Consider the following 23,460-nt stretch of genomic DNA (forward strand, 5'->3'; position numbering starts at 1 on the left):
CGAACCTCCGGAGGCCCTCAGTGCTGTGCGTCTTCGACGTCAACGAGACCCTGCTCGACCTGGCCGCGATGGATCCCCTGATCGGCGGGGCCGAGCTGCGGCGCGAGTGGTTCGGGCTGGCCATCCACACCGTCCTGACCGTGACGGCGACCGGCGGCTACCGCGACTTCGCGGGCATCGCCGGTGACGCCGCGATCGAGGCCGCGGCCCGGCACGGGCGGGAGGTCGACCTCGCGCGGGTGGGCGCCGGGCTGCGCAGCCTCCCGGCCCACCCGGACGTCGAGCCGGGCCTGGTGCGACTGCGCGAGCGGGGCCACACCGTCGTCGCGCTGACGAACTCGCCGCTCGCCACCGCCGAGGCGCAGCTGCAGAACGCCGGGCTGGCGCCGCTGCTCGACCGGATCTTCTCGGCCGAGCAGGTGGGCCGACTCAAGCCCGCGCCGGAGCCGTACCTCCAGGTCACGGCCGCCTACCCCGGGCAGCGCGCGGTCATGATCGCCGCGCACGACTGGGACATCGCGGGCGCCCAGGCGGCGGGGCTCGGGACGGCGTTGCTCACCCGTCCCGGCGTCCACCCGCTGCCCGGCTCGCCCGCGCCCACCTACACCGCGTCGACGCTGCCGGAACTGGCCGAACTGCTCTAGCCGGCGATCCGGACCAGCATCTTGCCGGTGTTGGCGCCCGACAGCAGGCCGAGGAACGCCTCGGGCGCGTTGCGGATGCCGTCGACGAAGGTCTCCGAGTACTTGATCTCGCCGGAGCTCACCAGCGGCGCGACCTCGGTGACGAACTGCTGCTGCAGGTGCCAGTGGTCGATCACCAGGAGGCCGCGGATGGTGAGCCGCTTGGCGATGACCTGCGCGAGGTTGCGCGGCGCCGGCGTCGGCTCGGTCGCGTTGTACGTCGAGATCATCCCGCAGATGGCGATCCGGCCGTGCAGGGTGATCGCGTCGATCGCGGCTTCGAGGTGCTCGCCGCCGACGTTGTCGAAGTAGACGTCGATGCCCTCCGGCGCCGCCTGGTGCAGCTGCTCGGCGACCGGGCCGTCCTTGTAGTTGAAGGCGGCGTCGAAGCCGAGGTCGTCGATCAGGTGCCGGACCTTCTCCGCCGAGCCCGCCGAGCCGATGACGCGCTTGGCGCCCTTCAGCTTCGCGAGCTGCCCGACCAGGGAGCCAACCGCGCCGGCCGCGCCGGAGACGAACACGGTGTCGCCCGGCTTGAACTCGGCCGACTCCAGGAGGCCCGCGTACGCGGTGAGGCCCGGCATGCCGAGCACGCCGAGGTAGGTCGACAGCGGCGCCGCGGCCCCGTCGACCTTGACGTACCGGCCCGCGTCGAGCACGGCGTGGGTGCGCCAGCCGGCCTGGTGCAGGACGTGGTCGCCCACCTTGACGTCGTCGACGTTCGATTCGACGACCTCGCCGACCGCCCCGCCGGACATGACCTCGCCGACCTGGAACGGCGGCGCGTAGGACTTCACGTCCTTCATCCGGCCGCGCATCGCGGGATCGACGCTCATCACCAGGTTGCGCACCAGGATCTGGCCGTCGCCCGCCGTCGGCACCTCGGTGTCGACGATCTCGAAGTTGTCGTGCGTCGGCACGCCTTCCGGACGCGAAGCCAGCCGGATTTCGGTCGCCGTGGTCATCGTCGAATCTCCTCCAAGTCTCGAAGCGGGGCAGGCGCCCCGGATTCCACCCGATGTAACCAGCTAACCGGGGCGCAGATTCCGATTGTGAGGCGTCACACCCGACCTTCTTCCCCGCCACCACCCTCAACGGAGGCGCTCCGCGCCGCTGTCACACTATTTCGGCGAGCTTCTCCAGCACACCGTCGTAGATCTTCTTGAGCCCGCCGGGGGCGAACGTCTTCTCGAAGAAGCCGCCGATGCCGCCGGCACCGTCCCAGGTGGTCTCGATCTTCACGACGCTGCGTTCCCCCGCTTCGGTGACCGTCCACGTGGTGACCATGCTGGAGTTCGCGTCGGTCTCGACCAGCGTCCCCGGCCGCGGCTCGGTGACGGTCGCCCGCACGTCCCGCACCCGCTTGGAGGTCGCCTGCAGCTTCCAGCCGGCCTTGGTCCCGGCGCCGATGCCGCCTTCGGTGACCTGGTAGTCGCGGTAGTGCTCGGTGAGCAGCTTCGGCCGCGTCTCGGCGTAGTCGGCGACGAGCGCGCGGACCTTGTCGGCCGGGGCGTCGATGGTGCGCTCCGCGGTGGCCGTGACCTTTCCCATTTCACTCCTTCTCCCGGCGTACGAATCAGGGTCCACGATTTCACCGCGCACCGCACCCGCGGCGGGCGCCCTCGGACGTCCCAGATAGTGAGCGGCGGAAGTCCGCTCTGGACTGCCGTTTTCGCAGGTCAGAGCGTCGCTTTCGGTTCAATTGGTGGCGTAACACGGTGTTAACGTCCGCTGGCCATCCTCGCCGCCATGCCCACGACACCCCGGCGGACGAGATCCGACAGCGCCCGGCAGCTGGCCGACCTGCTGCGCCGTCAGGTGCTGGCCGAGGAGACGCTGCCGTGCGAGGAGGACCTCACGGTGGAGTTCTCGGCGACCCGCAACACCGTGCGGGAGGCTCTCGCGCTGCTGCGCGACGACGGCCTGATCGCCCGCCAGCCCGGCGTCGGCACGGTCGTCGTCGGCCACAAGTACCCGCACGGGCTCAACCGGCTGGCCGGCCTTGCCGAGGTGCTGCGCGAACACGGCGAGGTGACCAACGACGTCCGGACGGCGGACCTGGTGCCCGCCCCGGCCGTGGTGGCGCAGCGGCTCGGCGTGCCCGAGCGCTCCGAAGTCGTCTACCTCGAACGCCTGCGGCGCCTCGACGGCGTCCCGCTGTCGCTCGACCTGACCTACCTGCTGCCCGGGATCGGGAAGCCGCTGCTGGAGCACGACCTCGCCGGCCGGGACGTCTTCGCGCTCATCGAAGAGACGTCCGGGCAGCGGCTGGGCTACGCCGACATCGACGTCGAAGCGCTCAACGCCGACCCGGAAACCGCCGCGGTCCTCGAAGTTCCGCCGGGCGCGGCGCTGCTGCGGTGGGAGCGCCTCACGCACTTCGCCGACGGACGGCCCGTCGACCTCGAGTACATCCGCCTGCGCGGCGACCGCCTCACCATGCGCGCCCGCCTCGACCGTTCCTGAAGGAGACCACCATGCCCCTCGTGCCGAGCCGGGTCGACGTCCCGGTGACGATCGACGAGTCGAAGTGCCTCGACGGCTGCCGGCTGTGCGTCGACATGTGCCCGCTCGATTCGCTGGCCATCGACCCGGACACCGACAAGGCGTACATGCACGTCGACGAGTGCTGGTACTGCGGGCCGTGCGCGGCGCGCTGCCCCACCGGCGCGGTCACCATCAACATGCCGTACCTGCTGCGGTGAAAGCCGTCCGGCTCCTGCTCGCCGCCGCGCTGCTGGCCGCGGGCTGCACCGCGAACGCGTCGACGTCCGGCGATGTCGATGTCGTCATCGGCTACCAGTCGAAGACGATCAACACCGTCACCGCGGGCACGCTGCTGCGGTCGCTGGGGTACTTCGAGCAGCGCCTCGCCGACCTGGGCAAACGGGACGGGAAGCGCTATCACGTCACCTGGCAGGACTACTCGACCGGCGCGCCGATCACCGCGCAGATGGTGGCCGGGAAGATCGACATCGGCTCGATGGGCGACTACCCGTTGCTCATCAACGGCTCGCGGACGCAGGAGTTCGGCGACGGCCGCACCAAGCTCGTCGCCGCGACCGGCTACAACCTGCTCGGCGCGCTCAACATGGTGGTCGTGCCGCCGAAGTCGCCGGCCCACGCCTTGGCCGACCTGCGCGGGAAGAAGATTTCGGCCAGCATCGGCTCAGCCGGCCACGGCACCACCGTGCACGCGCTGCAGAACATCGGCATCGGCCCCGACGACGTCCACCTGCAGAACCAGGCGCCCGCGGTCGGCGCGTCCGGGCTGCTGTCCGGGTCGGTCGACGCGCTCGGGCAATTCGTCGCCTGGCCGGGCCAGCTGGTGTTCGCAAACCAGGCCCGGCTGCTCTACGACGGCTCGGCGCTGAACCTGCCGACCTGGCACGGCGTCGTCGTCCGGGAGTCCTATGCGGACAGTCACCACGACGTCGTCACGGCGTTCCTGCGCGCGCAACGGGACGCAACGGACTACCTGCACCAGCACCCGATGGACGCGGCGCTGAAGGTCGCGTCCGCCACCAAGCTGCCGCCCGAGGTCGTCTACCTCTACAACGGCGCCGGCGGCATGGTCACCTTCGACCTGCCGCTGAAGCGCCCGCTGATCAGCGCGCTGGAGACCGACGCGCCGTTCCTGCGTTCGATCGGCAACATCAAGCGGCTCGACCTCGGCGCGTTCGTCGACGACCGGTACCTGCGGGAGATCTACGGCCCGTCGTACGACCCGGCCGCGTCCTCTTCGGACAATCCGGCGCCGGTGACGGGTTTCGACACGACGTGCTCGCGGCCCGTCACCGATCCGCGCGCCGCCGGTGAGCTGTGGCTGTCCGGCGAGACCGCGACGCACCCCGCCGCCACGCCATCGTGCCTGCTCAAGGCCGTGGCCCACGCGGCGAAGCCGGTCCGCGCGGCCTACGTCCCGGACGCGGCCACGGGCACCCGCTGGTTCGCCGACAAGGCCGTCTGGGTGCGCGACGCGGGCGGCGCGCTGTTGCCCTTCACCACCGAAGACGGCGCCCGCGCCCACCTCGCCGGGCACCCCGGCTCGATCGTCAGCTACGCGCAAGCCGTGGAGGAGTCCCGATGACCCAGACCCTCGACCACGAACCCGCCACCGTCGTCACCCCACCGGCACCCCCGAGACGCCGGTTCAGCCGGCTCGCCGTCCGCGCCGGCAGCATCGTCGCCGCCCTGGTCGTCTGGGAGCTGCTGACCGCGTTCGACGTCGACCTGTGGCTGCACTTCGACCGCCTCCCCACCCCGGTCGAAGTCGCCCGCGACCTCGGCTACCAGCTCGGCACCGCCGTCTACTACCAAGACCTCCTGGACAGCCTGCGGCGGATCGTCACCGGGTTCGCTCTCGCCGCGGTCTTCGGGATCGGGCTCGGCACGGCGATCGCGCGCTCCCGCGGCACGTCCGACGTCGTCCAGCCGCTGCTGGAAGTCCTGCGGCCGATCCCGGCCATCGCGATGGTCCCCATCGCCATCCTGCTGTTCCCCAGCAACGAGCAGGGCATCGTCTTCATCACCTTCGTCGCCGCGTTCTTCCCGGTCGTGGTCTCGACGCGGCACGCCGTGCGCGCGCTGCCGGTGGTCTGGGAGGACGCGATCCGCACGATGGGCGGCTCGCGGCGGCGGGTGCTGTGGAACGTCGTGCTGCCGGGCGCGCTGCCCGGCGTGTTCGGCGGCTTGTCCGTCGGCATGGGCGTTTCGTGGATCTGCGTGATCTCGGCGGAGATGATCTCCGGCGAGTTCGGCGTCGGCTACCGGACCTGGCAGGCCTACACCGTCGTCGACTACCCCGGCGTGATCGTCGGGATGCTCACCATCGGCCTGCTCGGCTGGGTCACCTCGGCCGCCGTCGAACTGCTCGGCCGCCGCGCCACCCGCTGGCTGCCCCGAGGGGAGAACGCATGAGCCTCCGCATCGAGAACCTGACCGTCCACTACGGACCGCGGGCGGTGCTGTCCGGCATCGACCTCGACGTCGCCGACGCCGAGATCCTGGCCGTCACCGGTCCCTCCGGGTGCGGCAAGTCGACACTGCTGCGGACTCTCGCGGGCCTGCTTCCGGCGTCGTCCGGGCAGGTCCTTTCCGCGGGCGTGGAGGTGACCGGCACGTCCGCGGAGCGCGCGCTGGTGTTCCAGGACGACGGGCTGCTGCCGTGGCGCTCGGTGCGCCGCAACGTCGAGCTGCCGCTGTCCATCCGGCGCGTCCCGCGGGCGCGGCGGCGGGTGGAGGCCGAGTCGTGGCTGGACCAGGTCGGGCTGGCCGGGTACGAGGACCACCTGCCGCGAGAGCTGTCCGGCGGCATGCGGCAGCGCGTCCAGCTCGCCCGCACCCTCGCCGGGGCGCCGCGGGTCATCCTGGCCGACGAGCCGTTCGGCGCGCTGGACGCCCAGACCCGCACGGCCATGCAGCGGCTGCTCGTGGAGGTGTGGCGCAAGCGGCCGACGACGGTGGTGTTCGTGACCCACGACGTCGACGAGGCGCTGTTCCTGGCCGACCGCGTCGCCGTGCTGACCCGCGACGGGCGGCTGGCGAAGGTCGTCGAGTCGTCGCGGCCGCGGACGGCCGAGCCCGCCGTGGCGGCCGAGCGCGCCGAAGTCCTGGACGGGCTGGTGGCGGCATGACGTTCGAAGCACCCCCGCTGTCCTCGCGGACGCACTTCGAGACCGACGTCCTGGTCATCGGCGGCGGGACCGCCGGGACCATGGCCGCGCTGACCGCCGCCGAGAACGGCGCGAACGTGCTGCTGCTGGAGAAGGCGCACGTCCGGCACTCGGGCGCGCTGGCGATGGGCATGGACGGCGTCAACAACGCGGTCATCCCGGGCAAGGCGACGCCGGAGGACTACGTCGCCGAGATCACCCGCGCCAACGACGGCGTGGTCAACCAGTCCACTGTGTACCAGACCGCGCGGCGCGGGTTCGCCATGGTGCAGCGGCTGGAGAAGTACGGCGTCAAGTTCGAGAAGGACGAGTACGGCGAGTACGCCGTACGCCCCGTGCACCGGTCCGGCAGCTACGTGCTGCCGATGCCGGAGGGCAAGGACATCAAGAAGGTGCTCTACCGCGTGCTGCGGGCCAAGCACATGCGCGAGCGCATCACGATCGAGAACCGCGTGATGCCGGTGCGGGTCCTGACGTCCGGCGGGCGTGCGGTGGGTGCCGCCGGGTTCAACACGCGGACCGGCGAGTTCGTCACGGTGTCCGCGTCCGCGGTGATCCTCGCGACCGGCCCGTGCGGACGGCTGGGCCTGCCGTCGAGCGGCTACCTCTACGGCACCTACGAGAACCCGACGAACGCCGGCGACGGCTACGCGATGGCCTACCACGCGGGCGCCGAGCTGTCCGGGATCGAGTGCTTCCAGATCAACCCGCTGATCAAGGACTACAACGGCCCGGCCTGCGCTTATGTCGCCAACCCGTTCGGCGGCTACCAGGTCAACGCGGCGGGCGATCGGTTCGTCGACTGCGACTACTGGTCCGGGCAGATGATGGCCGAGGTCGCGCGCGAGATCTCGTCGGCGCGCGGGCCGATCTACCTCAAGCTGACGCACCTGCCGGAGGAGACGCTCGGCGCGCTGGAGAACATCCTGCACACGACCGAACGGCCGACGCGCGGGACGTTCCACGCCACCCGCGGCCACGACTACCGCACGCACGACGTCGAGATGCACATCTCGGAGATCGGCCTGTGCGGCGGGCATTCGGCGTCCGGCGTCTGGGTGGACGAGAACGGCGCGACGACGGTCCCCGGCCTGTACGCGGCGGGCGACCTCGCCTGCGTGCCGCACAACTACATGATCGGCGCGTTCGTCTACGGCGACCTTGCGGGCGCGCACGCTTCGGGTTCCCTGCTTCCTCTGGCTTCGCTGCCCGAGGACCAGATCGCTGCGGCACACTCGTTGATCTACCGGCCACTGTCCACTCCGGACGGTCCGCCGCAGCAGCAGGTGGAGTACAAGCTGCGGCGGTTCGTCAACGACTACGTTGCCCCGCCCAAGACGACGGCGAAGCTGGAGATCGCGCTGGAGACGTTCGCGCGCATGACCGGCGAGATCGCGGCGATGGGCGCGCGGACGCCGCACGAGCTGATGCGCTGCGCCGAAGTGACGTTCATCCGCGACTGCGCCGAGATGGCCGCGCGGGCCTCGCTGGTGCGGACGGAAAGCCGGTGGGGGCTCTACCACGACCGGACCGACCACCCGGGCCGCGACGACGTCTCGTGGCTCGCGCACCTGAACCTGCGCAAGACGGCGGCCGGCGAGATGGAGTTCGTGAAGCGGCCGGTCGCGCCGTACGTCGTGCCGGTGCCGGAGTTCGCGGTGCCGGACTTCGACGTCGAGCTCCTCGGCACCCACACGGCCTTCAGCGGGCACACGCCACCGGACGCGACCACCGTCTCCCCGGCGCGGACGCATTCGTCGCCGCGGGTCCTCGAAGTCGTCGCGCTGGCGGAAGAACAGCCTTCGCTCGCGCTGCTGTCGTCTTACCTCTCCGATCCGGACGCCGAGGTCCGCACGACGGCGATCGCGGTGCTCACCGAGTCGGCGCCGGACGGCTTCGGGCCGGCGCTGGTCACGGCGTTGCACGACATCGACGCGCGCGTGCGGGCCGCGGCGGCGGCCGGGCTGCGGGAGCTGGTGGAGGTGCTGGCACCGACGTCGTCCCTGGGCGACGGGCTGCGGTCGGCACTGGCGGTGTCCGACGCGGACGTGCGGTCGGTGGCCCTGGACGTCCTGCGGGCGCTGCGGCTCGGCGATGTGCCGCTGTTCGCCGCCTCGCTGGCCGACCCGGCGGTCGCGGTCCGGCTGGAGGCGATCCGCGGCCTGGTGTCGCTGGACGCGGCGTCGACGCTGGCGGAGGCGGCGTCGGACACCTCCCGGGAGGTCCGGGTCGCGGTGGCGGCCGGGCTGGGGACGATCGGCGACCCGCGGGCCACCGGAACGGTGTCCGCGCTGGCCGTCGACCCGGACCTGCTGGTGCGCGCGGCCGCGCTGACCGCGGCCGCCGACCTCGGCTGCGGCGGCGACCTGGCGGACCTCGCGGTGGCCGCGGCCGCCGACCCGGCGTGGCAGGTGCGCCGCGGGGCGGCGACGGCGCTGGGTGCGCTGGCCGAGCCGTCCGAGCAGCTGCTCGAAGCGCTGGAGGACGAGCACCCGAACGTCCGCCGGGCGGCGGTGCAGGCACTGGGCAAGTGGGCTGATCGGCCATCGGTGGCGGCACGGCTGAGGACGCGGCGCGGGGACTCGGACGCCGACGTCCGCGCGTACACGCGGATGGCCCTCGGCGGTTAGGCTCCGGGCATGGGTTCGGGAGCGCACCGCCGGTCGACCGTGGCGGTGAAGGACGCGCTGCGGGAGCTGCGCAACCAGCTCGCACTGCTGAACCACCAGGTCAGCGCCCAGCTGGCGCTCAAGGACGTCGACCTGGAGTGCCTGGAGCTGATCGCCCGGCACGGCCCGCTCAGCCCGAGCGCGCTCGCTCGCCGAGCGGGTCTGCACCCGGCGACGCTGACCGGCATCCTCGACCGGCTGCAGAAGGGCGGCTGGATCGTCCGCGAGCGCGACCCCGAGGCGGCCGACCGGCGCTCGGTCGCCGTCCGCGCGGTCCGCGGCCGCAACGGTGAGCTGTTCCGGCTGTACGCGGGGATGAACACCGCGATGGACGAGCTCTGCGCCGGCTACAGCGAGGACGAGCTGGCGCTGATCACCGGGTTCCTGCGCCGCGCGACGGCGGCGGGCCAGGACGCGACCGGGGCGCTGACCGGGGGCTGAGCAGCGGGTTCTGTGCTGTACTCGGGGGCATGTGGCAGTCAGGCGACGCTTACGAGGCCTACATCGGACGGTGGAGCCGCCGGGTCGCGGCGACGTTCGTCCGGCAACTCGGCGCCCCGGCGAGCCGGCGCTGGCTCGACGTCGGCTGCGGCACGGGCGCGCTGACCTCGGAGGTGCTGAGGGCGGCCGACCCCGCGGAAGTCGTCGGCGCCGACCCGTCCGAGGGCTTCCTGAAGACGGCTCGCGCGGGCGTGACCGACCCGCGGGCGTCGTTCGAGGTCGCCGACGCGCGCTCGCTGCCGTTCCCGGACGACCGGTTCGACGTGGTGGTGTCGGGCCTGGTGCTGAACTTCGTCCCCGAGCCGGCCCGCGCGGCGGCGGAGATCGCCCGGGTGACCGCGCCGGGCGGACTGGCCGCGGTGTATTTGTGGGACCTCGCCGAAGGCATGCAGCTGATCCGCCGCTTCTGGGACGCGGCCGCCGAGCTCGACCCCTCGACGGTCGCCGAGCTGGACGAGGGCCGCAAGTACACGTTGTGCCGCCCGGAGCCGCTGGGCCGGTTGTGGACGGACGCGGGCTTCACGGCGGTGTCCGTCGGCGAGATCACGATCCCGACGGTGTTCGCGGACTTCGACGACTACTGGCAGCCGTTCCTCGGCGCGCAGGGCCCGGCGCCGTCGTACCTGGCCACCCTCCCGGAGGCCCACCGCGACCGCCTCCGCGAGCTGCTGCGCGACCGCCTGCCGGCCGATCCGGACGGCTCGATCCCGCTGACGGCCCGGGCGTGGGTCGTCAGCGGGACCGCGTGACCGCCGGTTCCGGCGTCAGAGGCCGGCCTGCGCCAGCCAGTCCTTGGCGACGTCCGCCGCCTTCTCGCCGTCGGAGTCCACGCGCTTGTTCAGGTCGCGCATGATGTCCGTGGTCAGCTTCGCGCTCACCGCGTTCACGGCGGTGGCGAAGTCGGCACCGCGCTCGTCGAGGACCTTCTTGTTCACCGCGGGCACGACGTTCTCGGTCGGCACGATGTTGAGGTCGTCCTTGAGCACGGTGTAGGCCGGGTCGCCGGTCAGCGGGCTGACCGAGTCGACCGGGATGACCGTGACGGCCCCGGACTTGAGCTGCTGGACGCGCGGGCCGGCTTCCTGGATGGTCTGGAAGCTGATGTTGGTCAGCTTGTAGACGTCGGTGAAGCCCTTGAAGCACGGAAGGCGCTTCTCGCACTCCGGCGGCCCGGCCATGACGACCTTGTCGAGCTTCTTCAGGTCGCTGATCGACGCGATGCCCTTGTCCTTGGCCAGGTCGGACTTGACGATGTAGGTGTTCTTGTCCTCGGCCGGCGCGAAGTTCAGCAGCCCGACGCCGCTGGGCTCGAACAGCTTGGCCAGCTGCTCGTGCTCCTCCTGCGCGGTCTTGCCGGCCTCCTGGCCGAAGCCGGTGGTGATCGCCGCACCCTGGTACTCCGGGATGAACTGCAGCTCACCGGACTTCAGCGACGGGTAGATCAGCTCCCGCGACCCGAGGTTCAGCTTCCGCGTCACCGGGTAGCCCTTGGCCTCCAGCGCCTGAGCGTAGATCTCGGCGAGGATCTGGCTGTCGGTGAAGTTGAAGGACGCGACGACGATCGGCGCGCCCCCCTTGCTCTGCGCGGCGGGCTTGTCACCGCTGTCGCTGCCGCCACAGGCGGCCAAACCGAGCGTGGCCGCGACGGCCACCGCCACCACGGACGCGTTCCGGAACCAGCGCACGAATCCCCACTCCCTCGTCACTCGAACAGACGAAAGGACCCTAGTCCTGACCTCCGACAAGAATCCACATCGTGGGAGAAAGCACCCGATATTCCCACTCCGCGGAATATTTGGGCCCGATCGGGGTAGGGTCGGCCGGTGCACGTGACCACGGTGACGCCGCTGGCCGCCGACAGCGAGCCCCCGATCTTCCAGTGGAAGTGGGTCGACCGCAACGCCGACGACATCGTCCAGCGCCTCGTCGAGCACGTTTCGCTGACCGGCGCCGCGCTCGGCATCGGCCTGGTGGTGTCGATCGGGCTCGCCGTCGTTTCGCTGCGTTTCCGCTGGTCGTACCCGGTGATCCTCGGTACGGCGGGCGCGTTGTACGTGATCCCGAGCCTGGGCGCGTTCGCGGTCCTGGTGCCGTTCTTCGGGCTGACGTTCGTGTCCGCGATGATCCCGCTCGCGACGTACACGCTGCTCATCCTGGTCCGCAACATCGTGACCGGCGTCGACCAGGTACCCAACGAGGTCCGCGAGGCGGCGGTCGGCATGGGGTACACGCGCGGCAGGCTGCTCTGGCAGATCGAGCTACCGCTCGCCCTCCCGGTGGTGATCGCCGGCCTCCGGGTGGCGGCGGTGACGACGATCGGCCTGGTGACGGTCACTTCGATGCTCGGCCTCGGCGGCCTCGGGTACTTCATCCGAGCGGGCATCCAGACGGCCACCCCCAACCCGACGGAGATCATCGTCGGCGTGGTCCTGTCGGTCGCCCTGGCGGTGGTGGTCGACCTGGTCCTCTGGCTCAGCGAGCGCGTGCTGGCGCCCTGGTCGCGGAAGGTGCGGACGCGATGAGCTTCTTCGACCAGCTGAACGCGTGGCTCGCGGACCCCAACCGCTGGAGCTGGACCGACAAGGCGGGCGTCCCGTACCGCACGCTGGAGCACCTGAGGTTTTCGTTGCTGGCGTTGGCGATCGCGGCGGCGCTGACCATCCCGGCGGCGCTCTGGCTCGCGCACTACCGCCGCGGCGCGTTCCTCGCGAGCAGCGCGGTCAACATCGGCCGGGCGATCCCGAGTTTCGGGTTGATCATCCTGTTCTGGTTCCTGGCGAGCCGCTGGGAGCTGGACACGGCGTTCTGGCCGTTGCTGCTCGCGTTGGTCGCGTTGGCGATGCCACCGTTGTTCACGAACACGTACGCGGGCGTGGTGACCCTGGAGCAGGAGACGATCGACGCGGCCCGCGGAACGGGCTACCGAGAGTGGCAGATCATGGCCCGCCTCGAGCTCCCGCTGGCCTCCCCGGTGATCCTGGCGGGCGCGCGCGTGGCCTTCCTCCAGCTGATCGCCACGGTGGCCATCGGAGCAATCGTCAACGACGGCGGAGGCCTGGGCCGCTACATAGTCGACGGCTTCGCGCTGGGCGCCCAGGGCTACGGAGCAATCTTCGCGGGCGGCCTGGCCGCGGTGATCCTGGCGCTGCTGTGCGACGGGGCGTTCGCACTGATCACCCGCTTGGCAACCCCGCGCGGCTTGGCGCTTCAGAACGCCCGCCGCGACTAGCCGACGGTCGCCGTCGCGCACCGCCGCCCGGCGGACCTGCCCGGGATCGCCGCCGGTCCGGCCGGTGACGATCCCGGGCGAGTTTCCTTCATCCCCAGTACGTGAGGCTGCGGTTCCCATCACGGCCTGTCCCGGACGCAGCCCACGGACGATTGTGTTACCCCAGCGGATTTCCGGTCGGTGTCAGGGCTTCTCGAAGTGCTGGTAGTCGATCGGGGTGTCCCAGGAGCCGCCCCAGGTCCAGCCGCGGGAGGTGAAGGCCCGCTCGGTGACGTCGCCCGCGTGGATCATGCCGGGCGCGTGCTGCGTCCGGTCGACGTACGGCGCGCCGTTGGGTGGGTAGACCGCGCCGCTGCCGGAGATGTACGGGTTCTGGACGGTGTTGATGTCGATGGCGCGCCCGTAGGAGTGGTTCGACCAGGCGGTGCCGCCGGTGATCGCCCGGCAGTTGAACGCCGAGGTGTTGTTGGCCGCCATGGAAGCGTCGTCGTCGGAGTTGTACTTCTCGACGGTCTCCATCCGCTCGATGGGGAACCGTCCGAAGTAGAGGTCACCGAAGACGCGGGCGACCTCGAGCGCCCGATCGGCGTTGACGACCAGTTCGCCCCGGTGCACGGCACCGTCGAAGCCGAGGAAGCTCAAGTTGACCAGCCGCAGCTGGTCGGGCCCCACCGGGCACCCCTCGTGCCAGCTGTTCCCCAGCCGCTCGGCGGTGACGGGCTTGATGACGGCGACATAGGGCGCAAGACCACTTCCGGCCGGCGCGGCGAGTTCCACGGTCTGGGTGCCGATGCCGGAGCCGGTGGCCGCCGACGCCGGCGCGACCACGGCGACGGCCGCGGAGAGCGTGAACGTGACGATGGCAAGAACTCTGGTTCTCAGATTCATGATCACTCGACGCCTGGCCCCGTTGATCGGCTGCACCCGAGTCGGATACGCCACAGCGGCTCAACCTTTTTCGCGCCCCAGGCGACCGCGCGAGCAGTCGGTCAGAACGCGCCGGCCAAGATCAGCACGCCCAGTGCGATCAGCACCAGTGGCAGGACCACGTGACCCCACCGTGCGAGCACCCGCGCCACGCCCGGCCGGGTCGCCAGGAACCGGCCCGCGGCGCACCACACCGCCACGCCCGCCAGGAACACCGCGACGTAGCCGACCAGGCCCGCGGGCCCGGTGGCGGCGAACGCCGGGACGTACACGCCGACGTTGTCACCGCCATTGGCGAAGCACACCACGGCGATGCCGAGCACGTCGGCCGTCGGCGGCGGCTCGTCGTCGTCCTGCCGCCACGCATGCCAGGCTTGCCACGCCGCGCGGACGCCGAGCAGCACCGGCAGCACGCCCAGCCAGCGGACCGCGCCCGCCGGCAGCAGCCCGGCCCCGAGCGCACCCGCGACCGCCACGGCCAGGATCGCCGCGAAGCCCAGGAACTGACCCGCCACGACCTTGACCGCACCACGGCGGCCGGCCGCCTGGCCGAAGAACACCGCGAGCAGCACCAGGTCGTCGACGTTCGTCACCGCGAACATCGCCGCCGCACGCCCGAGCAGTCCGGCGTCCACATCCACCTCCGCGGCACTGTGCCGCACCGATTCGACCACAGTCACGGCCATCCGGTTGTGTGGCAACGGTTACGTGCCACCGGTGGCCGGCCCGGGCCCGGCCGGATCGGTAAATCGCTTGGCGGGGGCCGGTGCGGCACCGGATGATGCTGCCCATGCCCGTCGTCACGCGCCGCGGTTACGCCGGTCCGGCCGACCTGCGGGCCATGCAGAGCCTGGCCCAGCGGATCTGGTCGAAGTCGAGTTCGGTGCACGTCGGTGATCTCGCGTGGCAGCGGTTCCAGCACGCCGGCCGCGAAGCCGAGTGGCCGACCGTGCTGTGGGAAGCGGATGGCGAAGTCGTCGCGTGGGGCTGGATTTCGCTACCCGGTGAACTCGCGCTGCTCGTGGATCCGGCGCATCCCGGACTCGCGCCCGAGGTGCTCGCCTGGTTCGAAGACACCGCCTCCGCGGCCGAGCTCGCTGTCACCGTGCTCGACGCCGAGAAGCATGTCGTCGCCGCCTTGGAGCGTTGCGGTTACGCGCTTCAGGAGAGTCCTGTGTTCCAGTCGTATATGTCTCGCCTCCTCGTGGATCTGCCCGAGCCGGTCGCACCCGCCGGCTTCACGCTCCGGCCGGCCGGCGCGGACGATCTGGACCGCCGCGTGGCCGTGCACCGCACGGTCTGGCACCCGTCGAGGGTGACCGGACCGAGCTACCGGACAGTCATGGCCACCTGGCCCTACCGGGCCGGGCTGGACTGGGTCGCCGAAACACCCGACGGCCGGTTCGCCGCCCAGTGCCTGATCTGGCTCGACGACCGCAATGCCGTCGGCGAGCTGGAGCCCGTCGGAACCTTGCCGGAGTTCCGTCGCACCGGGCTTGCCCGCGCGGTGTGCCTCGCCGCGCTGCACGCGGCCCACCACGCCGGCGCTCGCGAAGCCGTCGTGTATCCGGTGATCAACCATCCGAAGTCCGTGGGTGCCCTCCCTCTGTATCGCGCTCTGGGCTTCCGCCCCTATGCCCGCACCCTCACCTTCACGCGGACCCGCCGTCGTATCCCTCCTTCCCCGGGGCCCGCGTCCCCGGAGGGCGCTCACGAACGAACGTAGCGCGCCGCCCCCGCCGGATGTCCGATTCGGCGGCGCACGGAGGGTGGTTGTCCACAGCCCGGCGTAGTTGTGGACAGTTCCGTGGATTTCGTTGCCGGAGCGGCAAAAACGTCGGCATCGCGCGATAGAGTCGAGACGGGGGGCGCCCCCGGGCACGGCGTCATGCGGCAATACGGCGAGACGGCGAGTCCACCCGCCCAGCAACAGCTCCCCCGAGCAAAGCCCGGACTCAGGTGAGCGTCGCCAGGTCGTTGAAGAAAGCCGCCCGGCAAGCAGCAATCAGACGCTCGACTTCCGGCCCCAGAGGACGATCCTCGTCCACCGGCGGCACCACCGACCGCACCCACCCGTACGCCGCACGAACCCCCGGCGCACCCTCCCCACCGGCCAAGTACCGCGCCTGCGACACCGTGATCAGCTCACCAGCCGTGATCGCGAAAAGATGTGAAGCCGCCGCACGCAGTTGCTCCCCGGCCGCCGACGCAAACGCTTGCACGTCCTCCTGACCGGCCGACGTGTCGATCGACCCCAACGTCGCCGGCGCCGCGAGCCGCCGAAGCGCGTGCAGCTCCCCGGCCGCTCGCTTGTGCAGCGGCACCAACCCCGCCCGCGGCCCCGGATCGGCCGTGAGCTGTGGCGGCAACCCGCTGAACCGCTCGTCCAGCAACCGGTGCGTCCGCTGCACCGAAACCTCGCCGAGGTGCACCAGCGCGGCCGTCACCGCGTCCATCCGCAGCCCCAGGTCCACCGCGTGGTACGCCGTCCCCGGCACGAACGCGCCGTCGACGAACGAAGGCGAATCCCCCGGCATCGTCTTCCAGCGTCGGCGAGTCTCGTGCAACTCGCCGTTGACGCGGGAAGCGTGCGCCAGCGCCCGCGGCGCGACCCGCACCGACAGCGGCGCCTGCACCACGCCGGGCCGCACCGGGCCGCTGCCCACCAATCCCGAAAGCTCGTGGAGCACCGCACTCAGGTGGTCGTCGCCGCCCGCCATGACCGGGGAAAACACGTCCCGGGGCGCGCCGAGGACGTCGATCGCCATCGCCGCGGTGAGCGTCTGCAGGTCGATGAGCTGCTGGGTTTCCGTCCAGCCGCGCGCGGAGTGCATCACCGCCAGCGGAGAACCTTGAAGCAGCGAAGCGCCTTCCTTCGGCCCGAGAACGTAAGGCGCCGCACCACGCGCAGCGAGCGCCGAAGCGGCCGGCACTTCGACGCCGTCCTCCAAGACCGTGCCGATGCCGAGGAACGTCTGGAACGCGTGGGACAGCGCGATGATCTCGCCCGAACTGCCGAGCCCGGAACGCGGGACCGCCGGCGTGAAGCCGTCGTTCAAGCGGTCCACCAGGAACTGCACCAGCTCGGCGCTCACCCCCGACCACGGCCGCAGGAAATCGCGCAGCCGGACGACCAGCAGCGCGCGGACGTCTTCGGGCGGCAGCCACGGCGGACCGCCCACAGCACGGCCGATCAGCAGGTTCCGCTGGTGCTCGGCCTGCTGGTCCGCGTCGAGCGCGACACCCGCGAGCCGGCCCATCCCCGTGGTGACCCCGTAGACCGGCCCGGACCGGTCCGCGAGGGCTGTCAAGACCTCATTCCGGCGCCGCCGCAGGGCTTCTACCAGCGGTTTGTCCAAAACCAGCCGTTCACTGTCGGCGAACTCGCTGTCGGAGACGATCATCGGTAGGGCAGCATGGTGCCGACGCCGGAAGCCTCGGCACGGGTGAGGATCAGGTTCGCCACCGCGACGTCCGTTGTGGACAGTCCGCGGTGCCAGAACAGGATCCGTTCGGCGTCGTGCTCGCGGCCCGGCTTCTTCCCGGCCACGATGTCGCCGATCTCGGCGTGGACGTTGTCCTCGGTGAGGAGGCCGGCGTTGAGCTGCGGGCGCAGGGCGCCGAACCGCGGGTTGCCGGACCGCGATTCGCGCCAGTCGTCGACGACGACCTTGTCGACGTCGTCGAGCAGCGTGAGCTCGAGCGCGCTGATCGTGCCGTAGGGCACCAGGAAGGTGCCCGGCCGGAGGAACTCGCGGCGCACCAGCGCCTCGGGCTCGACCAGCCGGGAGGCCTCGACCTGGATGTCCGCGCCGTCCAGGGTCTCCTCGGCCGTGGCGCAGACGCGGACGTCCTTGCCGAGCCGCTCGGACAGCCGGCGGCCGAAGTCCTCGCGTGACTCCGGGCGCTTGCTGGTCACGCGGATCTCGGCGAAGTCGAACAAGGAGTCCAGCAGCACGACGTTCCACCAGGCGGTACCGCGGGCGCCGATGTGCCCGAGCACCCGTGCCTCCGGGCGGGCCAGGTACTTCGCGCCGACGGCGGTCATCGCGCCGGTGCGGGCCTCGGTGATCATCGTGCCGTCGACGATGGCCCGCGGCATGCCGGTGTCCGGGTCGAGCAACAGGATCAACGCCATTTCCGAAGGGAGGCCCCGTTCGAAATTCCCCACGAAGTCACCGACGACCTTCACGCCGCTGACCTGCTTCGCGGACAGGTGACCGCGAAGGATGTTGAAGTGGCCCTTGCCGCCGTTGTCCGGCACGAGGTGCGTACGCGGCTCGAAGACCACCTGGCCGCGGCCGTGGTCGGCGAGCACGTCCTCGACCGCGCCGACGATCTCGGCGTCCGTGATGCCGAGCGCGTCGATGTCGGCACCGGTCAGGTACCGGAGCCAGACGGACGTCACCGGGCGAGGTCCTCGATGACCTCCGCGCCGGGCAGGGCGGCCAGCGCGGCGCCGGAGATCAGCAGCTTGCTGCCGCGGATCCCGCTGCCGATGACGAGCTCGGGCGCCTCGGCGACGCGGCGGTCGAGCAGGATGGGCCATTCGGCGGGCAGGCCGACCGGCGTGATGCCGCCGTACTCCATCCCGGTCAGCGAGACGGCTTCGTCCATCGGCGCGAACGACGCCTTGCGGACGTCGAGGCGGCGCTTGATCACGCCGTTGACGTCGGCGCGGGTCGTCGCGAGCACGAGCGCGGCCGCGAAGCGGACTTCGCCCGCCCGCTTGCCGGCGACGACGACGCAGTTCGCGGACGCCTCGAGCGGCGAGCCGTAGGCCTCGCAGAAGGCGGCGGTGTCGGCGAGCGACGGGTCGATCTCCGCGACGCCGACGGCGTCCGGGTCGGCGAGCGCGGCGAGGGCTTTGGCCACGGGCTCGGCGAGCAGTTCAGTACGCGTGGAGGCGGGAACGACGGTGAGGCTCCCGGCGATGGTCCAGGTCACCACCCCAGGGTAGCTACCAGCTCGAGCCGCCGCGCTGGACCTCGATCAGCTTCGGGCGCACGTCCACGATGTAGACCAGCGCCGCGGCCATCGCGGGCACGTAGAAGATCATCCCCGGGCCCATCACGGGGAACAGCACCATGGCGAGCGTCGCGCCACCGGTGATCAGCATCCAGATGGGCTTGGTCTTGCGGTCGGCCGCGGAATAGGCGTCGGCGCGCTGGAGCAGCGCGTGCACGAAGGCGAAGAGCCCGACCAGCGCGCTGCCCCAGTGGATGACATTGAGGATCCAGATGGCGACTAGCACAGCGACAGCTTACGGCAAACCACCCGAACGACCCCGGCCCCGCTACCGCGGGTGCGGTGGCGGGGCCGGGAGTTCACGGCGATGTCACTTGTCGGTCTTCGGCGCGGCCGGCTTCTTCGCGGCGGCGCTGGTGGTGCTCGACGTGGTGCTCCGGCGGGCCGGGGCGGCCGTCTTCGGGGCCGTCTTGTTCGCGACGCGGCGGCTCGCCGAGCGGGTCTCGTGGGCGACGTCGTCACCCAGCTCCTCGATGGCGTCGGCGGCCTCGCCGGCGACCTCGGTCACCTTGCGGGCGGTCTTCTCACCGACCGAGCGGGTGCGCTTGGTGAAGGTGCCCAGCACGCCGTCGACGCGCTCGCGCACCTCGGCGGTGACGCCCTCGACCTGGCCCTGCGCGGTGGTCAGGGCCTCTTCGAGCTGCTCGATGGCCTTCTTGACCTGCGGCTGCGCGGCGATCTTGTCCCACGCCTGCTCGCCCGACTCGGCCAGCTTGTTGTACAGCTTGAGCGCGGCCTCGGTGTACTCGTCGATGACCTTGCGCAGCTCGGCCGGGTCCAGCTTCTCGCGGAGGCTCTCGACGTCGGTCGGCAGCTCCTGCAGGTTCTTGCGGGCGGCTTCGCTGCCCTTGGTCACGTTCTCCTTGGCCTTCGCCACGGCGTCGGTGACGGCGTGGGTGGCCAGGTTGCCGGCGCCGAGCGCGGCGAGCAGCGGGGTGCGGACCTGGTCGAGGGCGTTGGTGACGGCCTTCTTGACGTCTTCGGTCTTGGGGGTGGTCATGCTGACTCCTCGGTTTTCGCGGCTGAAGCGGCTGATGTGGTGTCCGGGGCGGGAGTGGCGGCCGGCCGTGCCGCGGCGTTCTCCCGGCGGAAGGACTCGTAGACGTCGAGCAGGACCTGCTTCTGGCGTTCGGTCAGCTCGGCGTCGGCGCGGATCGCGTCGCCCACCGGCCCGCCCGTCGGCAGGTCGAGGATCCCGGCCTGCACGTACAGCGCTTCCGCCGAAATGCGCAGGCCCTTGGCGATCTGCTGGAGGATCTCCGCGCTGGGCTTGCGCACCCCGCGCTCGATCTGGCTCAGGTACGGGTTGGACACGCCGGCGAGCTTCGACAGCTGGCGCAACGAGATCTTCGCGGTGTTGCGCTGCTGGCGGATGTACTCGCCGATGTCGGAAGCGATGTCCGCGACCTTCTCCATGGGACTGCCGGATCCTGACGTCCCACCGGTCTCTGTCATCCGGTCACCTCCTCGCGACACCTTCGACGGTACGCCGGAGTGCTAGCTATTGCAAGCACCCTGCTTGCAACCTTCGGGTGTGACGCTCACCGCTACCGTGGTCCCATGACGCGCTCGGCCCGGCTGCGGCGACGCCTCGTCGAGCACCTCCTCGACGAGGACGTCCTGCACGCGCCGGAGTGGATCGCCGCCTTCCGCTCGGTGCCCCGCCACGTCTTCCTGCCGCGGTTCTTCGCCCCGGCGGACGGGCTGTGGGCGGCGGTCGACCGCGGCGACCCGGGCTGGCTGGAGACCGTCTACTCCCGCGACGTGCTGGTGACGCAGCTCGACGACGACCCGGACCGCTGGGAGGTCGCCCGGCGCGACGGCCCGGTGGCGGGTACGCCGACGAGCTCGTCGAGCATGCCCGCGATCATGGCGATCATGCTCGAGGAGCTGCGGGTGCGCGACGGGCAGTGCGTCCTCGAGATCGGCACCGGCACCGGCTACAACGCCGCGCTGCTGAGCCACCGCTGCGGGGCCGGTCGGGTGTCCACAGTGGACATCGACCCGGTGCTCGTCGAGACGGCGCGCGAGCGGCTGGCCGCGGCGGGGTACCACCCGGCGTGCGCGGCGGGCGACGGCGCGCTCGGCTTCCCGGCCGGCACGATCTTCGACCGGGTGCTGTGCACCGCCGCGGTGACGTCGATCCCGCCGGCCTGGCTGGCGCAGACGGCGCCGGGCGGGCTGATCGTGACGACGCTGAACCGCCCCATCGGCGCCGGGCTGGTCCGGCTGGTCGCCGGCGAGGGCGGCACCGCGCAGGGCCGCGTCCTCGCGCGCGACGGCCGGTTCATGCCGCTGCGCGCGCACCGGCTCCCCGAGACGGGCCCGCTGCCGATGCCCTCGCGCGGCGACTGGGAGCAGACGCGGCTGCCGCTGTCGACCGTGCTCCAACCGCGTCAGCAGTTCGAATTCTTCGCGGGTCTGGCGCTGCCCGGTGTCCGCCCGGTGCGCGAGGGCGGCGAGGAAGCATCGGGACTCGCGCTGGTCCACCCGGACGGCTCGTGGGTCCGCCACCGCAAGCGCGGCGGCGCGAACGAGGTCGCCCAGGGCGGCCCGCGGGCGCTGTGGGAGCTCGCCGAGGCGGCCTTCGTCGAGTGGTGCGAGCTGGGCAAGCCGGACCGCGACCGGTTCGGCGTCACGGTGACCGGCGACCGCCAGGAGTTCTGGCTCGACTCCCCCGACGGCCGCACCTGGCCGTTGGGCTAAGGCAGCCGCGCGCGGATCCACTTCTCCACGTGGTCGGCCGTCGCCTCACGGGAGACGTCCGTGGTGTCGAAGACGTCGACGCCGAGTCCGGGCGCCGACTTGCGCAGCCAGTCGTTGAACTCCAGCATCTCGTCGATCCGCTCCTCGTCCCACTCCCGCCACGCCGGGCGCGCCCGCAGCCGGGCGCGCAACGACGACGGCGTGCCCACCAGGGCCAGGTAGTGGATGTCGCTGAAGAACGCGCGCTCCGGCAGCGGCTCGAACTCCGGTGGCGCGACCGTCCCGCACAGCACGACCGGGCGGCCGTTCTGGTGCAGCATCGCCGCCATCCGCAGCCAGACCGACCGGAAGTCCAGTACGTCGTCGCGCAGCGCGCCGATCCAGAGGATGTCCTGGTCCAGCACCACGACGTCGCCGGCCAGCCGGTCGGCCAGCAGCGGCCCCATCGTCGACTTCCCGGCGCCGCTCGGCCCGGTCAGCGCGAACAGCGGCAGCTTCTCGAACGGCCACTCGTGCCCGCACTTGGCGCACGAGACGATCGAGTCCGTGACGACCGGGCGGTCTGCCCGCTCGCCGCACGCCGGGCAGATCCGCAGGTCGAGCCCCATCTCAGTCGAAGAGGTTCTCGAGGAAGCTGCGCTTGCGGTGCCCGTGCCCGTACGGCCGCGGCGAGTCCGAGTAGCCCCCGCGGTGCGGCCGCGGCGAGTCCGGGTAACCACCGCGGTACGCCTTGGGCGAGTCCGGGTAGCCGCCGCGGTAGGGCCGCGGCGAGTCGGGACGGCCGTAGTGCGCCGTCGGCGCCGGACCGGACTGGTAGGGCGGCGGCTGCTGGCCGTAGAACGAGCTCTCCGCACCGACGATCGCCTCGAGCTCACCGCGGTCCAGGAAGATCCCGCGGCAGCCGTCGCACTGGTCGATGTGGATGCCGTTCTTGTCGACGGTCCGCATCTGGTTCTGACACTTCGGACAAATCACACCGCAGAGCCTACGCAATAACGCGTCAGCAGGCGCAGAGGCAGAACGGGTGGCCGACCGGATCGGCGTAGACGCGGAACGTCTTCGGGTTGTCGTCGAGCAGCTTGGCGCCCAGCCCGAGCACGCGCTCGTGCGCCGCTTCCAGATCCGTGACGTTCAGGTCCAGGTGCATCTGCTGCGGGTTCTCCGCGGACGGCCAGGCCGGCGGCCGGTAGTCGGGGACCCGCTGGAACGCGATGCCCGCGCCGCCCGCGGGGTTGGGCAGCGTCACCCAGCGCCCGTCTTCGGCCACTTCGGGCGCGTCCCACTCCAGCACCGAGCGGTAGAACTCGGCCAGCGCCGCCGGGTCCGGGCAGTCGAGGGCCACCACGCCCAGCGTCGGTACCGCACTCATCGTCGCTCCCTTCGATCGTGAGTAACCAGTGAAGCGATTATGTGGGTTAGCACACCCGAAGGCAACCGCCGTACAATCGGCAGGTGCACACCGACGCGTCCCTCGTGGTGGAGTTCCTCAACACGGTCAACGTCGAAGAGGGCACCGACCTGCTCGAAGATCCCGAGCGGTGGCGCGAGTGGGCGGCCGGGCACGGGCTGGCGGCCAACCCGGCCGCCGAGGCCCGCGCGGCTCGCGACGCCCTGCGCGCGGCGATCGGCGACCCACGGCTGCCGGGCGGCAGTGTCGACGTCGGCACCCGGATCTCGCTGACCGCGGAGGGGCCGGCCCTGGTCGCGGACGACGTCGTCGGCGCGGTGTTCGTCGCCTGCGCCCGGCTGGTCGTCCGCGGTGACTGGATCCGACTGAAGATCTGCCCGGCCGATACGTGCCTGTGGGCGTTCTACGACGAGTCGCGCAACCGCTCGCGCACGTGGTGCTCGATGCGCGTCTGCGGCAACCGCGAGAAGGCGCGCGGCTGGCGCGCCCGAGCCGCGGCGGGCTGAGCGGCCCTCATCCGAGCGGCGGACACTCGAACGGTTGTGGACAACTTGGGGACGAAGCACCACATATCCACGCCTCCGGGGCCCCGGCCCCCACACGTTGTGGACAGCCGTTAGGCCATCACCGTGAA

28 protein-coding genes are annotated in these 23,460 nt (G+C 71.4%); 14 read left to right on the forward strand and 14 right to left on the reverse strand.

Translation table 11 applies throughout. The features are described from left to right. Nucleotides 1–20 precede the first annotated feature (20 nt). Nucleotides 21–644 carry an HAD family hydrolase gene (locus H5965_RS04055; RefSeq protein ID WP_310967950.1) on the forward strand — a complete coding sequence of 208 codons (624 nt, stop codon included), beginning with the start codon at nucleotides 21–23 and terminating at the stop codon, nucleotides 642–644. Here the strand turns inward: H5965_RS04055 and H5965_RS04060 are convergent. Next, nucleotides 641–1,648: an NADP-dependent oxidoreductase gene (locus H5965_RS04060; RefSeq protein WP_310967951.1), complete on the reverse strand. Its 1,008-nt coding sequence runs from the start codon at nucleotides 1,646–1,648 to the stop codon at nucleotides 641–643. The genes H5965_RS04055 and H5965_RS04060 overlap by 4 nt on opposite strands. Nucleotides 1,649–1,799: 151 nt before the next feature. Beyond that, on the reverse strand, nucleotides 1,800–2,234 hold the full coding sequence (locus H5965_RS04065) for an SRPBCC family protein (protein ID WP_310967952.1): 435 nt from the start codon (nucleotides 2,232–2,234) through the stop codon (nucleotides 1,800–1,802). A 198-nt stretch (nucleotides 2,235–2,432) separates the two neighbouring features. Here H5965_RS04065 and H5965_RS04070 point away from each other — a divergent pair, with 198 nt between their 5' ends. Genes H5965_RS04070 through H5965_RS04105 form a run of 8 tightly spaced genes read left to right on the forward strand, consistent with a single transcriptional unit; the run spans nucleotide 2,433 to nucleotide 10,277 of the window. Further along, complete coding sequence (locus H5965_RS04070) at nucleotides 2,433–3,149, forward strand: GntR family transcriptional regulator (RefSeq protein WP_310967953.1); 717 nt, start codon at nucleotides 2,433–2,435, stop codon at nucleotides 3,147–3,149. A gap of 11 nt (nucleotides 3,150–3,160) precedes the next feature. Next, nucleotides 3,161–3,388 (forward strand): ferredoxin family protein, encoded by a 228-nt coding sequence (locus H5965_RS04075; RefSeq protein ID WP_176173465.1) that lies wholly within the window; start codon nucleotides 3,161–3,163, stop codon nucleotides 3,386–3,388. Further along, nucleotides 3,385–4,773, forward strand: a complete 1,389-nt coding sequence (locus H5965_RS04080) for an ABC transporter substrate-binding protein (protein WP_310967954.1) — start codon at nucleotides 3,385–3,387, stop codon at nucleotides 4,771–4,773. The genes H5965_RS04075 and H5965_RS04080 overlap by 4 nt, the downstream gene beginning before the upstream one ends. After that, a complete protein-coding gene (locus H5965_RS04085; RefSeq protein WP_310967955.1) occupies nucleotides 4,770–5,603 on the forward strand; it encodes an ABC transporter permease in 834 nt (277 codons plus the stop codon). Before H5965_RS04080 ends, H5965_RS04085 begins: the two co-directional genes overlap by 4 nt. Next, the gene (locus tag H5965_RS04090; protein ID WP_310967956.1) at nucleotides 5,600–6,319 is read left to right on the forward strand and encodes an ABC transporter ATP-binding protein; all 720 of its coding nucleotides are present in this window, start codon (nucleotides 5,600–5,602) and stop codon (nucleotides 6,317–6,319) included. The genes H5965_RS04085 and H5965_RS04090 overlap by 4 nt, the downstream gene beginning before the upstream one ends. Further along, the gene (locus H5965_RS04095; RefSeq protein WP_310967957.1) at nucleotides 6,316–8,988 is read left to right on the forward strand and encodes a fumarate reductase/succinate dehydrogenase flavoprotein subunit; all 2,673 of its coding nucleotides are present in this window, start codon (nucleotides 6,316–6,318) and stop codon (nucleotides 8,986–8,988) included. The genes H5965_RS04090 and H5965_RS04095 overlap by 4 nt, the downstream gene beginning before the upstream one ends. Before the next feature lie 9 nt (nucleotides 8,989–8,997). Continuing rightward, nucleotides 8,998–9,468, forward strand: a complete 471-nt coding sequence (locus tag H5965_RS04100; RefSeq protein ID WP_310967958.1) for a MarR family transcriptional regulator — start codon at nucleotides 8,998–9,000, stop codon at nucleotides 9,466–9,468. Nucleotides 9,469–9,497: 29 nt separating this feature from the next. After that, nucleotides 9,498–10,277, forward strand: coding sequence for a class I SAM-dependent methyltransferase (locus tag H5965_RS04105; RefSeq protein ID WP_310967959.1), 780 nt, complete (start codon nucleotides 9,498–9,500; stop codon nucleotides 10,275–10,277). A gap of 15 nt (nucleotides 10,278–10,292) precedes the next feature. On the opposite strand, the gene H5965_RS04110 is transcribed toward H5965_RS04105, so the two are convergent. Next, on the reverse strand, nucleotides 10,293–11,213 hold the full coding sequence (locus tag H5965_RS04110; RefSeq protein ID WP_310967960.1) for an ABC transporter substrate-binding protein: 921 nt from the start codon (nucleotides 11,211–11,213) through the stop codon (nucleotides 10,293–10,295). Nucleotides 11,214–11,351: 138 nt separating this feature from the next. On the opposite strand from H5965_RS04110, the gene H5965_RS04115 reads away from it, so the two are divergent. Both H5965_RS04115 and H5965_RS04120 read left to right on the forward strand, forming a co-directional pair. Then, nucleotides 11,352–12,050, forward strand: a complete 699-nt coding sequence (locus H5965_RS04115) for an ABC transporter permease (RefSeq protein WP_310967961.1) — start codon at nucleotides 11,352–11,354, stop codon at nucleotides 12,048–12,050. Then, nucleotides 12,047–12,757 (forward strand): ABC transporter permease subunit, encoded by a 711-nt coding sequence (locus H5965_RS04120; RefSeq protein WP_310967962.1) that lies wholly within the window; start codon nucleotides 12,047–12,049, stop codon nucleotides 12,755–12,757. The genes H5965_RS04115 and H5965_RS04120 overlap by 4 nt, the downstream gene beginning before the upstream one ends. Before the next feature lie 183 nt (nucleotides 12,758–12,940). Here the strand turns inward: H5965_RS04120 and H5965_RS04125 are convergent, their stop codons facing one another. Both H5965_RS04125 and H5965_RS04130 read right to left on the reverse strand, forming a co-directional pair. Beyond that, on the reverse strand, nucleotides 12,941–13,645 hold the full coding sequence (locus H5965_RS04125; protein ID WP_310967963.1) for a M15 family metallopeptidase: 705 nt from the start codon (nucleotides 13,643–13,645) through the stop codon (nucleotides 12,941–12,943). 101 nt (nucleotides 13,646–13,746) lie between these two features. Further along, nucleotides 13,747–14,319, reverse strand: a complete 573-nt coding sequence (locus H5965_RS04130; RefSeq protein WP_310968490.1) for a cadmium resistance transporter — start codon at nucleotides 14,317–14,319, stop codon at nucleotides 13,747–13,749. Nucleotides 14,320–14,474: 155 nt separating this feature from the next. On the opposite strand from H5965_RS04130, the gene H5965_RS04135 reads away from it, so the two are divergent. Beyond that, on the forward strand, nucleotides 14,475–15,410 hold the full coding sequence (locus tag H5965_RS04135) for a GNAT family N-acetyltransferase (protein WP_310967964.1): 936 nt from the start codon (nucleotides 14,475–14,477) through the stop codon (nucleotides 15,408–15,410). Nucleotides 15,411–15,639: 229 nt separating this feature from the next. On the opposite strand, the gene H5965_RS04140 is transcribed toward H5965_RS04135, so the two are convergent. From H5965_RS04140 to H5965_RS04165, 6 genes are all read right to left on the reverse strand, one after another. Further along, a complete protein-coding gene (locus H5965_RS04140; protein WP_310967965.1) occupies nucleotides 15,640–17,088 on the reverse strand; it encodes an aromatic amino acid lyase in 1,449 nt (482 codons plus the stop codon). After that, the gene (locus H5965_RS04145) at nucleotides 17,085–18,092 is read right to left on the reverse strand and encodes an ornithine cyclodeaminase family protein (RefSeq protein WP_310967966.1); all 1,008 of its coding nucleotides are present in this window, start codon (nucleotides 18,090–18,092) and stop codon (nucleotides 17,085–17,087) included. The genes H5965_RS04140 and H5965_RS04145 overlap by 4 nt, the downstream gene beginning before the upstream one ends. After that, entirely contained in the window at nucleotides 18,089–18,634 is a 546-nt protein-coding gene (locus H5965_RS04150; RefSeq protein ID WP_310967967.1) for a YbaK/EbsC family protein, read from the reverse strand. Before H5965_RS04150 ends, H5965_RS04145 begins: the two co-directional genes overlap by 4 nt. Nucleotides 18,635–18,644: 10 nt before the next feature. After that, nucleotides 18,645–18,938 carry a DUF2516 family protein gene (locus H5965_RS04155; RefSeq protein WP_013222364.1) on the reverse strand — a complete coding sequence of 98 codons (294 nt, stop codon included), beginning with the start codon at nucleotides 18,936–18,938 and terminating at the stop codon, nucleotides 18,645–18,647. Between the two features lie 84 nt (nucleotides 18,939–19,022). Then, nucleotides 19,023–19,712 carry a hypothetical protein gene (locus tag H5965_RS04160; protein WP_310967968.1) on the reverse strand — a complete coding sequence of 230 codons (690 nt, stop codon included), beginning with the start codon at nucleotides 19,710–19,712 and terminating at the stop codon, nucleotides 19,023–19,025. Further along, nucleotides 19,709–20,128, reverse strand: coding sequence for a helix-turn-helix transcriptional regulator (locus tag H5965_RS04165; RefSeq protein ID WP_310968491.1), 420 nt, complete (start codon nucleotides 20,126–20,128; stop codon nucleotides 19,709–19,711). The genes H5965_RS04160 and H5965_RS04165 overlap by 4 nt, the downstream gene beginning before the upstream one ends. Before the next feature lie 144 nt (nucleotides 20,129–20,272). Here H5965_RS04165 and H5965_RS04170 point away from each other — a divergent pair, with 144 nt between their 5' ends. Next, nucleotides 20,273–21,418 carry a methyltransferase domain-containing protein gene (locus H5965_RS04170; protein ID WP_310967969.1) on the forward strand — a complete coding sequence of 382 codons (1,146 nt, stop codon included), beginning with the start codon at nucleotides 20,273–20,275 and terminating at the stop codon, nucleotides 21,416–21,418. On the opposite strand, the gene H5965_RS04175 is transcribed toward H5965_RS04170, so the two are convergent. The 3 genes from H5965_RS04175 to H5965_RS04185 are packed head-to-tail and all read right to left on the reverse strand — an operon-like array spanning nucleotide 21,415 to nucleotide 22,787. Continuing rightward, a complete protein-coding gene (locus tag H5965_RS04175; RefSeq protein ID WP_310967970.1) occupies nucleotides 21,415–22,026 on the reverse strand; it encodes an AAA family ATPase in 612 nt (203 codons plus the stop codon). The genes H5965_RS04170 and H5965_RS04175 overlap by 4 nt on opposite strands. Before the next feature lies 1 nt (nucleotide 22,027). After that, nucleotides 22,028–22,411, reverse strand: coding sequence for a zf-TFIIB domain-containing protein (locus H5965_RS04180; protein ID WP_310967971.1), 384 nt, complete (start codon nucleotides 22,409–22,411; stop codon nucleotides 22,028–22,030). A gap of 7 nt (nucleotides 22,412–22,418) precedes the next feature. Beyond that, on the reverse strand, nucleotides 22,419–22,787 hold the full coding sequence (locus H5965_RS04185; protein WP_310967972.1) for a VOC family protein: 369 nt from the start codon (nucleotides 22,785–22,787) through the stop codon (nucleotides 22,419–22,421). 83 nt (nucleotides 22,788–22,870) lie between these two features. Between H5965_RS04185 and H5965_RS04190 the strand changes: the two genes are divergently transcribed. Next, on the forward strand, nucleotides 22,871–23,332 hold the full coding sequence (locus H5965_RS04190; RefSeq protein ID WP_310967973.1) for a CGNR zinc finger domain-containing protein: 462 nt from the start codon (nucleotides 22,871–22,873) through the stop codon (nucleotides 23,330–23,332). The last annotated feature ends 128 nt before the right edge of the window (nucleotides 23,333–23,460 follow it).

The organism is Amycolatopsis sp. 505 (assembly GCF_031625235.1).
In the GTDB taxonomy this organism is placed as follows: domain Bacteria; phylum Actinomycetota; class Actinomycetes; order Mycobacteriales; family Pseudonocardiaceae; genus Amycolatopsis.